At 40.3% G+C, this 12,136-nt stretch carries 11 protein-coding genes, 4 pseudogenes and 1 other annotated feature; of the genes and pseudogenes, 12 read left to right on the plus strand and 3 right to left on the minus strand.

Annotated features, from left to right (window positions below; translation table 11 throughout):
- The first annotated feature begins 127 nt into the window (after positions 1-127).
- The 7 genes from AAC851_RS14980 to AAC851_RS15010 are packed head-to-tail and all read left to right on the plus strand — an operon-like array spanning position 128 to position 5,957.
- Positions 128-610 (plus strand): MSMEG_0572/Sll0783 family nitrogen starvation response protein, encoded by a 483-nt coding sequence (locus AAC851_RS14980; RefSeq protein WP_340601005.1) that lies wholly within the window; start codon positions 128-130, stop codon positions 608-610.
- 24 nt (positions 611-634) lie between these two features.
- A complete protein-coding gene (locus AAC851_RS14985) occupies positions 635-1,627 on the plus strand; it encodes a Nit6803 family nitrilase (RefSeq protein ID WP_016541978.1) in 993 nt (330 codons plus the stop codon).
- A 35-nt stretch (positions 1,628-1,662) separates the two neighbouring features.
- A complete protein-coding gene (locus AAC851_RS14990) occupies positions 1,663-2,742 on the plus strand; it encodes an MSMEG_0568 family radical SAM protein (protein ID WP_002058083.1) in 1,080 nt (359 codons plus the stop codon).
- Between the two features lie 10 nt (positions 2,743-2,752).
- Positions 2,753-3,316, plus strand: coding sequence for an MSMEG_0567/Sll0786 family nitrogen starvation N-acetyltransferase (locus AAC851_RS14995; RefSeq protein WP_125503170.1), 564 nt, complete (start codon positions 2,753-2,755; stop codon positions 3,314-3,316).
- Entirely contained in the window at positions 3,316-4,362 is a 1,047-nt protein-coding gene (locus AAC851_RS15000; RefSeq protein ID WP_016541980.1) for a sll0787 family AIR synthase-like protein, read from the plus strand. Before AAC851_RS14995 ends, AAC851_RS15000 begins: the two co-directional genes overlap by 1 nt.
- Complete coding sequence (locus AAC851_RS15005; RefSeq protein ID WP_008941947.1) at positions 4,355-4,645, plus strand: MSMEG_0570 family nitrogen starvation response protein; 291 nt, start codon at positions 4,355-4,357, stop codon at positions 4,643-4,645. Before AAC851_RS15000 ends, AAC851_RS15005 begins: the two co-directional genes overlap by 8 nt.
- Positions 4,646-4,655: 10 nt before the next feature.
- Positions 4,656-5,957, plus strand: a complete 1,302-nt coding sequence (locus tag AAC851_RS15010; RefSeq protein WP_016541981.1) for an MSMEG_0569 family flavin-dependent oxidoreductase — start codon at positions 4,656-4,658, stop codon at positions 5,955-5,957.
- An 82-nt stretch (positions 5,958-6,039) separates the two neighbouring features.
- Here the strand turns inward: AAC851_RS15010 and AAC851_RS15015 are convergent, their stop codons facing one another.
- Both AAC851_RS15015 and AAC851_RS15020 read right to left on the minus strand, forming a co-directional pair.
- Entirely contained in the window at positions 6,040-6,282 is a 243-nt protein-coding gene (locus AAC851_RS15015; RefSeq protein WP_017396274.1) for a hypothetical protein, read from the minus strand.
- A pseudogene (locus AAC851_RS15020) lies at positions 6,269-7,071 on the minus strand (tyrosine-type recombinase/integrase); the annotation flags it as partial. The gene AAC851_RS15015 and the pseudogene AAC851_RS15020, both read right to left, overlap by 14 nt.
- Before the next feature lie 71 nt (positions 7,072-7,142).
- Here AAC851_RS15020 and AAC851_RS15025 point away from each other — a divergent pair.
- From AAC851_RS15025 to AAC851_RS15035, 3 pseudogenes are all read left to right on the plus strand, one after another.
- Positions 7,143-7,280, plus strand: a pseudogene (locus AAC851_RS15025) (transposase); the annotation flags it as partial.
- Positions 7,281-7,330: 50 nt separating this feature from the next.
- Positions 7,331-8,564, plus strand: a pseudogene (locus AAC851_RS15030) (IS3 family transposase).
- Positions 7,606-7,722, plus strand: a sequence feature (AL1L pseudoknot). Its footprint overlaps the pseudogene before it by 117 nt.
- Before the next feature lie 49 nt (positions 8,565-8,613).
- Positions 8,614-8,721: pseudogene (locus AAC851_RS15035) on the plus strand (metallophosphoesterase); the annotation flags it as partial.
- A 79-nt stretch (positions 8,722-8,800) separates the two neighbouring features.
- On the opposite strand, the gene cynS reads toward AAC851_RS15035, so the two are convergent.
- Positions 8,801-9,250, minus strand: a complete 450-nt coding sequence (gene cynS, locus AAC851_RS15040) for a cyanase (RefSeq protein ID WP_008941922.1) — start codon at positions 9,248-9,250, stop codon at positions 8,801-8,803.
- A gap of 280 nt (positions 9,251-9,530) precedes the next feature.
- On the opposite strand from cynS, the gene AAC851_RS15045 reads away from it, so the two are divergent.
- Both AAC851_RS15045 and AAC851_RS15050 read left to right on the plus strand, forming a co-directional pair.
- Positions 9,531-10,340, plus strand: a complete 810-nt coding sequence (locus tag AAC851_RS15045) for a formate/nitrite transporter family protein (RefSeq protein ID WP_008303564.1) — start codon at positions 9,531-9,533, stop codon at positions 10,338-10,340.
- A 51-nt stretch (positions 10,341-10,391) separates the two neighbouring features.
- A complete protein-coding gene (locus AAC851_RS15050; protein ID WP_340601006.1) occupies positions 10,392-12,116 on the plus strand; it encodes a bifunctional protein-serine/threonine kinase/phosphatase in 1,725 nt (574 codons plus the stop codon).
- Positions 12,117-12,136 lie beyond the last annotated feature (20 nt).

Here is a 12,136-nt window from a genome sequence, read left to right on the forward strand (position 1 = left end):
AATTATTATATTTCAATGACATAAAAATTAATTCCTACCAGAAAATAGATCTTGGCACAGCTCTCGCAATAACACGGATAGACCAAAACAGTTGGTTGAATCGAAACCGTAGATATGAGGAACGGCTATGCCTAAAGTAGATATTGAACAATACAAAGATGGTGATTTTCTTGTCGATTATGAAGAAAAAGTATTTGAGGATGTAAAAGCTCAGCCGGGTGAAAAAGCATTGGTGACTTTCCACACCGTTGCCTTTGAAGGTTCTATTGGCTTGGTTAATGTCTTACAAGCAAAACGATTATTACGCAAAGGTTTTGAAACCAAAATTTTGCTCTACGGTCCAGGTGTTCAGTTGGGGGTACAACGTGGTTTCCCAACTTTAGGTGCTGAAGCTTTTCCTGGACATTTGGCGGTCAATAATCAGCTTAAAGCCTTTATGGAAGAAGGTGGTGAAGTTTATGCCTGCCGATTCGCATTACAAGCGCTATATGGTCAAACCGAAAAAGCATTAATGCCAGGGTTTCGTCCAATCAATCCTTTAGATGTAATGGACTTGAAATTACTGATGCGTCGTGACAATGCACTGATCATTGATACTTGGACTGTTTAAAGATTTAAGAAAGGGGAATAAGACATGAATCAGATTGTAAAAGCAGCAGCAGTACAGTGTAGTCCAGTGCTTTATAGCCAAAAGGAAACCGTACAAAAAATCTGTAATACGATTTTAGAGCTAGGTAAACAAGGCGTACAGTTTGCTGTTTTTCCTGAAACGGTAGTGCCTTATTACCCTTACTTTTCTTTTGTACAACCACCGTTTGCAATGGGTAAGGAACATTTAAAGCTTCTCAATGAATCTGTGGTTGTCCCTTCTGAAGCAACCTTTGCGATTGGTCAAGCCTGTGCTGAAGCAAAAATGGTGGTTTCTATTGGGATTAATGAGCGCGCGGGTGGAACAATCTACAACGCACAGCTGTTATTTGATGCTGATGGCTCGATTATTCAGCATCGTCGAAAAATTACCCCAACTTATCATGAACGTATGGTGTGGGGACAAGGCGATGGCAGTGGGTTGCGTGCGATTGATTCTGCTGTCGGGCGTATTGGGTCACTGGCATGCTGGGAGCATTATAACCCTTTGGCACGTTTTGCCTTAATGGCAGATGGAGAACAGATTCATGCTGCCATGTTCCCTGGTTCATTAGTCGGACAGGTGTTCGCTGATCAGATCAGTGCCACTATTCAGCACCATGCTTTGGAGTCAGGTTGTTTCGTAGTTAATGCGACGGCATGGCTACATCCTGAGCAACAACAACAAATTATGAAAGACACTGGTTGTGAAATTGGTCCAATTTCAGGTGGATGCTTCACTGCTATTGTATCGCCTGAAGGGAAATTTCTAGCCGAACCTGTTACTCAGGGTGAAGGTTATTGTATCGCTGACTTAGACTTTTCATTAATTGATAAACGTAAACGCATGATGGATTCGGTTGGTCATTATAGCCGTCCAGAATTATTAAGTTTATTGATTGATCGTCGTCCGACACAGGTACTACATGAACTTAAAGTCGAATCCTTGGATTTAACAAATCTTGAAAAGATTTCCAGATTTACGGAAGAGCAGGTTTAAGCCTTATTAAACCAATTCTATAGAGAGGGGTGAGTATGTCTGCAATACAACTTTTGACTGATTTGCAATGTAACGGTCTGAAATGGGATGGTGAATTTGGTCTATCTCGTAAAGGCGGTGCAGGGCCAAGTGATCATAAGGCACTCAGCCTAGATGGGCAGACGATGATGATTCCAGTGTTGAATCTAGCTGCACAAGAGTCTCCATACAGTGCCAAAGCTGATCCAGATTCTGACCAAGTGATCGTATTTAAAAACCGGATTCCTGTAGCAACATTAACAGCCCCATCTCGTCCAAAGTTTTATGACTTAACTACAGACGAAGGTATTCCATATGAGCAAATTGCAACTTTGCATAGCCACGATGTCTTGGCAACAACAGTATTACAACATTGCATTCGTATGAATGATAAAGCTACGGCTTGTCAATTTTGTTCGATTGACCAATCTTTAAAAAGTGGTCGTACTTTAATTCGGAAACGTCCTGAACAGCTCGCAGAAGTTGCAAAAGCAGCTGTGGAACTCGATGGTGTACAGCAAATGGTCATTACCACTGGCACACCTAATACTCCAGACCGTGGAGCAGAGATTTTATATGACAGTGTAAAAGCAATATGTGCTGAAGTGAAGTTACCTATACAGGTGCAATGTGAGCCACCCGATGATTTTGCATGGTTTCAAAAGTTAAAAGATGCAGGTGCGGTGTCAATTGGTATGCATCTTGAAGCGGTGAGTGATCGGGTACGTCATAAAATTATGCCGGGTAAAGCAGAAGTTTCAATTAATACATATTTTGCAGCATTTAAGGCGGCAGTTGAGGTATTTGGTCGGGGGCAAGTAAGTACCTATATCTTAGCTGGGCTAGGCGATACAGAAAAAGAAATCATTGAAATGACTGCCAACTTGACCGAGATGGGCGTTTATCCGTTTGTAGTGCCATTTGTACCAATTCAGGGAACAGCACTTGAACATCATTCAAAACCTGAGCAAGCCTTTATGCAGGCACTCTATCCAAAAATTGGTGAGCAACTCCGTCTACATGGGCTTAACTCGGAAGACACTCAAGCGGGTTGTGCCAAATGTGGAGCATGTTCTTCACTGAAAGCTTATGAGTAGGAGAAACAGTATGCAACTTTCTGGTTATCCATGGTTAATAGAATTAAATGAAGACCTTAAACAGTTTGTCACAGATGACATTGTTATCAAGGTGGTCACTGAAGACTGGGAACGTCGTCAATATTATTGCCTGCGAGAGGCAACTTTTCGCGATGAACAAAAGATTCTAAAAGAAGACCGTGATGAATATGACTTTAAAGCTCTAGGTATTGTTGCGATTGGGCAAATGTTTGGTGAGCATGATCATGTCATAGGTGCAGTGCGGATCTTCCCGGATGGAGCAAATACATGGTGGGGTGGGCGTTTATGTGTAGAGCCATTGTACCGTCATCATCATGCTATTGGTAAAGCGCTGATTAATGCAGCAGTGTCGACGGCAAAAAATCTAGGATGTCAAACATTCTTAGCGACTGTACAGCAACAAAATGAGCGTTATTTTCAGAAATTATGTTGGAACAGTGTCTGTGAATTAATGGTTGCTGAAATTCCACATATGATGATGCAAGCTCAAATTGAACATTATCCGCTACAGCATGTGGTCATGCAGGCTTATATGCAAAAAGAGGTGGAATGATGATGTCACTCAATCAACTTCTTGAATATTTGAGACAAACTCCAGCTATGCAATCAAAACAGGTGATTGCTAAAAGTGTAATGATCCCAAATCTGGATAAAGTGAATTCTCTGCAAGCTTTATACGCTTATCCTGGAGATGATACTGCCGCTGTTGCTGTCCAAGGACAATATATTTTACATGCGTGTGAAGGGATGTTGCCTGGTTTTGTTGCTAATCATCCTTATTTTGCGGGTTGGTCTGCAGTCATGGCCAATATCAGTGACATTGCAGCAATGGGTGGTCGTGCATTATCTGTTGTAAATAGCTTTTGGCATACAAATGTTGGGCATGCTCAATTATTAATGCAAGGCATGCAAGATGCTTGTACTGCTTATGATGTTGCATTGATTGGTGGGCATAGCAATATCGCTGAAAGTTATCAGCCTGCTTTATCCGTTGCCATTCAAGGAACAGCACAGAAATTATTGTCGGTTTTGCATGTTAAACCACAGCAAAAGATTTTGATTGCTTTAAATCTACAAGGTCAATTTCATCCTAACACTGTCTATTGGAAATGCTTTGAACGTGTATCGGGACGTATTTTGCAAGCACAGCTCTCAGTAATGCCGCAACTTGCACAACAAGGAATCGTATATGCCGCACGCGACATTAGTAATGCAGGCATTTTAGGCAGCCTGCTCATGCTACTTGAGGCAACGCAAAGTGGCGCAGACATAGACCTTCAAAAAATTCCAAAACCACAAAATGTGGACTGGCAGACGTGGCTGCAAATCTTTCCTAGTTATGGTTTTTTGCTGACAGCTGATGAAGGCGAATGCGAAGAAATCATTGAATTATTTGACAGTCAGGGTATCTGCTGTGCAGTGATTGGTGAAAGTAATGCCAGTGGAAAAGTTTATGTGCATGATCAGAAGCAAAATGCTCAATTTTGGGATTTTCATCAGCAAACATTTACTGGTTTTAACTATGCTGAAATTTTAAAAAAGTTAAAGGCTCAGTCGGATCCGATTGAGCCGATAGAGAAGGAGGCAGCATATGCCTAGCGTGAATTTTACCGTGAAATGGCCGAATGGCGAGCTGATTCAATATTACTCTCCATCCACGGTGATTTATGAATATCTAGCTAAAGGACATTCATATCCAGCAATACAGTTTTTAAAGTTAGCTGAAGATGGGTTATCTGCTGCATCAGAACGAGTACGAGTACGTTATGGCTTTGCATGTAGTTCAGCCATGGACAGCCTATCCACGATTAAACGCCAAGCTAACTTATTCGCCTTAAAAGACGAAGACCAAATTGAAATTACTGAAATGCACAATGAATAAGGGGAACAAGATGCTTAATATGCAAATTCAAGATTTACAACCAAATTATGATGTCGTGATTGTTGGTGGTGGCCAGGCAGGGTTATGTATCAGTCATTATTTACAAAAAGCAGGAATTGATCATGTGATTCTAGAAAAAGAATCAGAGTTGACCCATAGCTGGCGCAGTAAACGGTGGGATAATTTCACTTTGGTTACCCCCAATTGGCAATGTTTGCTTCCAGAGCATCCATATAACGGCAATGACCCTGATGGATTTATGAAAAAAAATGAAATTGTTGAATATCTCGACGACTTCATTGAAAAACTGAATCCACCAGTTTTATTGAATGTTCAGGTTAAGCATGTTGCAAAAATTGCACCTCAACACTTTGAAATTGAAACCAGTTTAGGCACAACGACTGCGAAACAATTAGTTGTAGCGGCTGGTGGTTATCACACCCCAATTTATCCAAAACTAAGTGATCAAGTCCCTGAACAAGTGTTGGTAATGCATTCAGAACAATATTTTAATGTGGAACAGTTACCTGAAGGTAATGTCTTGGTTGTCGGTTCAGGACAATCAGGTGCCCAAATTGCAGAAGATTTACATTTGGCAGGTAAAAAGGTCTATCTTTCTACGGGAGATGCACCACGCTGTGCGCGTTTTTATCGTGGTAAAGACGTAGTGAAGTGGCTTTATGAAATGGGTTATTACGAAACAACCGTCAAAGATCACCGATATAGTGAAGAGGTTCGTAACAGCACTAATCATTATGTGACTGGGCGAGATGGTGGTCGTGATATTGATCTACGTAAATTTGCATTAGAAGGTATGCGATTGTTTGGACGATTTGAGGACTATAAGGAAGGACAGTTTGTCTTCCGTCCAGATTTAATCCAGAACCTAGACATGGCAGATGCAACTTACAATCGTATTAATGCCTCTATTGATGACTATCTAGAGAAAAATAATATTGTGACTGAAGAGCCAGCATCTGTATATCAGCCACTTTGGCAGCCAGAACAGGAAATTACCCATATTGATTTAGTTGAAGAGAACATCACTTCGATCATTTGGTGTATCGGATTTAGACCAGACTATTCTTGGATTGATTTAGATATATTCCAGACAAATGGATATCCAAAACATGATCGCGGTATTACCGTTGACCCTGAAGTAAGCTTTATTGGTTTACCTTGGTTAAACACATGGGGTTCAGGACGTTTTATGGATGTTGCTAAAGATGCTGAGTTTATTGCTGATCATCTCATTCAACAATTAAATGTTACACCACAGCATATATCCTCAACATTATCATCATTGGCCTAATTATCAGGTAGCTGAATAGTCTCAACTTTCGGCTGCATCAAATCTCCAATATTGTTAAAAAACATAGGATAGCCATAATGAATCAACAACCTTTTGTAATTAATACTAATACTGAACCATGGGAATTTCTTCCTGTTCCATTTTTAAATAGTGAACTTCCCGTTAAAACCTGCTTAGCATGTCCTGATACAGGAATGATGATTTGGAAACGGCTTTGTTGCACAAAGATTTGAAATGCAAAGCGCCCTAATTGAGCTAAATTTAAGGCGTAACTTAGGTAAGTGGTCGACCTAATTCCGTGTCGAGGCATTTCAATTAATGCCATTTCGCACTTGTTGCAAAATCCAATCCTCATATTCTTGTAGTGTTTCTTGTAGCATATCCATAGGTCGTACGATGTAGTGCCTTACAACTAATGCACTTGGTTTATGACCTGATATCTGTGCTAAAGATCCTTCATTGATTTTTGCCCAAATAGCTAACGTTTTATATGATCTCCTCAATCCATGGGGAGTAAGTTCAATATTTAGTTTTTTACATATTTTCTCTAAGCTATCGTAAGGATTGACAATATGACCGCATTTAGCACCCTTACTGCTAAATATGAATTTAGAATCAGAATTTTTCCTTAGTTCTAAAAATAGGCTTTCAACATATGCCGTCAGAGGAATTAGGCGACCTTCATCTTCAATTTTATTTCTAACTTTTGCTGTTTTCCAACGAAAATCGACATCTGTCCATTTTAATGAAAGCAGCTCATTCTTTCTGCAACCAGTGATTAAACTACATATCAAAAAATCGCTATTTTTCTACTAGTTAACTTATTTACCTCTTCAAACCATGGTTTTAGATGCTGTTTCATCAAACAATCATTCTTGGCTTTTGGGGAAGGGACCTTATCTTTAACTTTTTTTGAGTTGTATGATTTTGGAGGCACTAAGTTTTCATAATCCTCGTGTTCCTCGCACCAATTCAGGAAAGCTCGTGTAAGTCTGTATGCTTTAGCTGATGTTGTTGGACGGAAGTCATTGTGATCAAGCCAATCGCAAAATACATCTTCAGTTAATTCAGAAAGTTTGTACTCAAACAGTTGAAAAATGGGTTGACTGGTATAGGTAATCCCCCCTAAAAATAAAAGGAAGTAAAAGTAGAATTTTCTCTTAAGATTAGAGCAGGAGATTCTGCATGAAAACATCTAAATTTACTGACAGTCAGATCATGTCTATTTTGAAACAGGCGGAGTCTGGCACGCCTGTTACTACCCTGTGCCGTGAACATGGCATGAGTAATGCGACTTTCTACAAGTGGCGTGCTAAATATGGCTGAACCGTACCGGGTTTGTCGGAGAGTCAATATTCTGAGAGACTATCCCGATGACAAAATTAAAATATACCCCTGAAATCAGAGAAAGAGCGGTTCAATTATTGATTGAATCTGAAAAAGATTATCCTTCTACTTGGGCTGCAATCACAGCAATTGCGCCTAAGATCGGTTGTACTCCTGAAACACTTCGTGCCTGGCATCAAAAGCATTTAGATCAGCAAAATCCTATTAAAGTACAACAGATATCTGATCAAGAAAAAATGAAGCAAATGGAACGTGAAATTAAAGAATTAAAGCGTGCCAATGAAATTCTACGTAAAGCAGCCGCTTTTTTCGCCCAGGCGGAGCTCGACCGCCCACACAAGTAATGGTGGATTTTATCCATAACAATAAAGATCAATATGGTGTTGAAGCGATTTGTAGGATTTTACCAATCGCACCTTCAACCTATTACCGGACTCTAGATCTCACAGTAAATCCAGAACATCGAGCGAAACGAGATCTACATGATGAGCATCATGCTGAACAAATTAAACGAATTTGGAAGGAAAGTTTAGGTCGATATGGCGCACGTAAAGTCTGGCAACAACTGAAACGTGAAGGCTCTGTTATTGCACGTTGTACAATTGCTCGATTGATGCAAAAGCTAGGTATACAAGGTGTTTGGCGTGGTAAGAATAAACAAACCACCCGTAACCGAGATGACCAAAAACGGGCAGATGATTTAGTGAAACGTAATTTTAATGCTGATCATCCAAACCCTTGCGAAGCAATGCTTCTCAGGTGGGTGACTTCACGTATATTCAAACAAATTCAGGCTGGGTTTATACTGCATTTATTATTGATGTCTTCTCACGAGCAATTGTTGGATGGAAAGTATCGACACGGATGAATACAGATATGGTGCTCGATGCACTGGAGCAAGCATTGCATGATCGAGGCATGCCAAAGAACGTGATTCATCATAGTGACAGAGGTGTGCAATATCTTTCCATTCGTTATACCAATCGTTTAGAAGCAGCAAATTTACGAGCATCAGTCGGTACGACCGGTGATTCATACGATAATGCTTTGGCTGAAACGGTGAATGGCTTATACAAAACAGAGGTGATTGAATATTTAAAAGCGGATTGGCAAGGTTTAGCGGATGTACAACTTGCGACACTAAGCTGGGTAGATTGGTTCAATAAAAAGCGTGTACATAGTGCACTAGGTTATGTGTCACCTTTTGATTTTGAAGCAATGTACTATCATAAAATTAACCCATTAGGTCAGGTGGCCTAACTTAAATAAAAAAGTCTCCGACAAACCCGGTACGGTTCAGTTCAAAACCTATTTAGGGCATACCATTGTGAAAAAACATACCCAGATTGATAACTGTCACTATATTGATGTCGGTTCCTCTTATACCCAGAAGCTGTGTATAGTCAAAATTAAATAAGGATAAAGACGGTGATATAAAAGATCTCCTTACGAAGAAATGAAAAGCCATCAATATGATGGCTTTATCAAACGATTAATTAATAGGTTTTATAAGGTAAAAACTTGCCAGACAATACGACATTTACCCGGTCACCGTTCGGGTTTTCCTCACGCTGAATATTCATGCTGAAGTCGATTGCGCTCATAATGCCATCACCGAATTCTTCATGGATCAGCTCTTTAATAGTCGAACCATATACATTTACAACTTCATACCAGCGGTAAATTAAAGGGTCCGTAGGCACACTGGTCGGTAAAGAGCCTTTGTAAGGTACAATTTGCAGCCATGCTACTGCCTCATCACTAAGGTCAAAAATCTGACCAATTTTCTCTGCCTGCTGTTTATTAAATGCCATTTGTCCCAGGCAGGCAGCCGTTACCCATTCTTTAGAAAGACCAATCTCTTTGGCAACATCTGACCACTTAATTGACTTTAAAACTTTCGCTGAAATGATCATGTCAGTTACTTGTTGACGATGGGTAATCATAATCCTCTCCAAATTATTATCAAATGAATGTATGCAGAACGCATAATGCAGATATCATGCCAACAGCATTCTAGAGTTCATGCTAAATAGAAAATGAATATTTAAGTGATTGTTAATTATTTGTGGCATAGCTTTTGCTTATATTTCGATATACATGGCAACGACGCCATTCACCATTACCTGTTCTAATATTCAAGGCAACGGCGCCTAAGGTCTTCAATGATCTTAGGCGTCTTTTTTTCGAAAAACAGGTCCGTATATTGAAAAAGAGGACGACAACATGGCATATCTTGCTCCTGCGGAGTTTGCAAAAAAAGTAGTAGATGCGGGTGAATCCAAATTGCATATGGCAACCCGTGATGTATTGATTCGTGCCTTTATGGCAGGGGCCATTCTGGCCTTGGCAGCGGTATTTGCCATTACCATAGCCGTGCAAACAGGATCACCATTGATTGGTGCGCTCCTGTTTCCAGTTGGTTTTTGTATGTTGTATTTATTGGGCTATGACCTATTAACTGGGGTGTTTGTACTTACGCCGCTGGCATGGCTAGATAAACGCCCAGGGGTGACATGGGGACGTATTCTAAAAAACTGGGGCTTGGTGTTTGTAGGGAACTTTACAGGCTGTTTAGTCGTTGCGGTGCTCATGGCAGCGGTTTATACCATGGGTTTTGCAGCGGATCCAAACCCTGTCGGCGTAAAAATTGCGCATATTGGCGAGGAGCGGACATTAGGTTATGCCGAATACGGATTCGCCGGCTGGATGACTATTTTTATCCGTGGCATGCTGTGTAACTGGATGGTGTCATTAGGTGTCATTGGCGCGATGATGTCTACTACGGTGAGTGGCAAATTTATTGCCATGTGGATGCCAATTATGCTGTTCTTTGCCATGGGCTTTGAGCACTCTGTCGTGAACATGTTCCTGTTCCCATTTGCCATGATGATGGGCGGTGACTTCTCGATTGCTGACTACTTCCTATGGAATGAACTGCCGGTTGCTTTAGGTAATCTGGTGGGCGGTTTGGCATTAACAGGTCTGGCACTTTATACCACCCATGTCCGTACTGGTGTTAAAAAAGAATTTTAACATTCATCATTTTATAAAGGGATCATATAGATCCCTTTTTGAGCTTTCAGCATGAAAAAAACATTAAAAGTCACTATTGGGCAATATTCTACTGCCGGAGTTAAACAACAGAACCAGGATTTCCATGGAGTATATCTGCCCGAAGGACATGTGCTGAAACAGAAAGGTATTGCATGTGTTATAGCGGATGGAATCGGTAGCAGTAATGTCAGTCATCTTGCAGCAGAAACAGCCGTTGGTAGTTTTTTATCTGACTATTATTCTACTTCAGATGCCTGGAGTACACAGACTTCAGCAGAACGAGTGATCCGCGCGACCAATTCATGGCTTTATGCACAGACTCAACAAAGTCAAGGACGTTTTGATAAAGACCGAGGGTATGTCTGTACCTTATCTGCACTGATTTTAAAACAGCAACAAGCCCATGTTTTTCATGTTGGTGATAGTCGTATTTACCGCATTCGCGATCATGAAATTGAATTACTAACCCATGATCATCGTGTCTGGTTGTCTTCCAAAGAGCATTATCTTAGTCGAGCCTTAGGTGCGGATTATCGTATTGAAATTGATTATCGAAATATTGAACTCAAAGAAAAAGATATTTTTTTACTAATGACCGATGGGGTCTATGAATTTGTCACAGATCAACAATTATTAGATTTAACTTTAATAGATGCAGATTTAAATCAACTTGCCAAAGGATTAGTTGAAAAAGCTTTAGAACAGGGCAGTGATGATAACTTAAGTTTCCAGGTGATCCGTGTAGAACAGTTGCCTGAACTGAATCAGTTTCATGTTCAGCAGGATTATGTATTTCCACAACAGCTCAGTAAAGGTGAAGTTTTTGAAGGTTATGTGATTGATAAGATTTTGCACCAAAATCATCGCAGTTGCCTGTATTTGGCACACGATACTCAGCAGCAGCCTTTGGTCATAAAAACTTTGGGGGTAGATTTACAGCAAGATAAAAATGCCGTAGAGCAGTTTCAACTCGAAGATTGGGTATCGAAACGTCTGAAACATGACAACCTGATGCACTGTTATCCACATAACACTGAGAAAAAATATTTATTCCAATGTTATGAATATTTGCAGGGTGAAACCTTGGCTCAATGGCTGCATCGCCAGGAAAAGCCTTTAAAGCTCGATGATATTTTACCAATTTTGCAACAAACGGCCTTGGCTTTAAATGCAATGCACCGGCTGGAGATGCTGCATCAGGATATACGGCCAAAGAATATCATGGTTTTAAATGCAGAAAATGCCATGAAAATTAAACTGATTGATTATGGTTCAACAGCAGTAAGAGGCCTGGTCGAAATTAATCCTAAAAATGCGAATCGACCACTCGGAACCTTAGCATTTATGGCACCGGAGTATTTTATTGATCATTCGCCATCTGTACATTCAGACCAATTTTCTTTGGCGGTCATGGCCTATTATTTACTCACCAAACAATTACCTTATGGCACAGATTTAGCTCGCTGTAACAGTTTAAAGCAGCTTAAAAAAGTTCAATATCATTCCATCAGGAAATATCGGCCTGATTTACCTATATGGTTAGATAAAATTTTAGGCCAAGCGCTGAGTATTGAACCGACACATCGTTTTGAGGCCTTGTCTGAACTCATTCATAATCTAATGCATCCTTCCAAAGAATTATTAAACTCTAAACCACCAGCAATCATTGAACGAGATCCTTTACGTTTTTGGCAAATGAGTTGCGCCGTATTAGGGCTATTATTTTTACTGAGTATTGCATGGCCATTTATTTGAAAAGATAGGATCAAACCATG

The organism is Acinetobacter sp. HZNU-JH01, from assembly GCF_037996845.1.
Lineage (GTDB): Bacteria > Pseudomonadota > Gammaproteobacteria > Pseudomonadales > Moraxellaceae > Acinetobacter > Acinetobacter haemolyticus.

What these genes read in the sequence shown, in the direction of transcription:
- AAC851_RS14980 (WP_340601005.1), top strand. Translation starts at nt 128, where the DNA reads ATGCCTAAAGTAGATATTGAACAATACAAAGATGGTGATTTTCTTGTC.
- AAC851_RS14985 (WP_016541978.1), top strand. Translation starts at nt 635, where the DNA reads ATGAATCAGATTGTAAAAGCAGCAGCAGTACAGTGTAGTCCAGTGCTT.
- AAC851_RS14990 (WP_002058083.1), top strand. Translation starts at nt 1,663, where the DNA reads ATGTCTGCAATACAACTTTTGACTGATTTGCAATGTAACGGTCTGAAA.
- AAC851_RS14995 (WP_125503170.1), top strand. Translation starts at nt 2,753, where the DNA reads ATGCAACTTTCTGGTTATCCATGGTTAATAGAATTAAATGAAGACCTT.
- AAC851_RS15000 (WP_016541980.1), top strand. Translation starts at nt 3,316, where the DNA reads ATGATGTCACTCAATCAACTTCTTGAATATTTGAGACAAACTCCAGCT.
- AAC851_RS15005 (WP_008941947.1), top strand. Translation starts at nt 4,355, where the DNA reads ATGCCTAGCGTGAATTTTACCGTGAAATGGCCGAATGGCGAGCTGATT.
- AAC851_RS15010 (WP_016541981.1), top strand. Translation starts at nt 4,656, where the DNA reads ATGCTTAATATGCAAATTCAAGATTTACAACCAAATTATGATGTCGTG.
- AAC851_RS15015 (WP_017396274.1), bottom strand. Translation starts at nt 6,282, where the DNA reads ATGGCATTAATTGAAATGCCTCGACACGGAATTAGGTCGACCACTTAC.
- cynS (WP_008941922.1), bottom strand. Translation starts at nt 9,250, where the DNA reads ATGATTACCCATCGTCAACAAGTAACTGACATGATCATTTCAGCGAAA.
- AAC851_RS15045 (WP_008303564.1), top strand. Translation starts at nt 9,531, where the DNA reads ATGGCATATCTTGCTCCTGCGGAGTTTGCAAAAAAAGTAGTAGATGCG.
- AAC851_RS15050 (WP_340601006.1), top strand. Translation starts at nt 10,392, where the DNA reads ATGAAAAAAACATTAAAAGTCACTATTGGGCAATATTCTACTGCCGGA.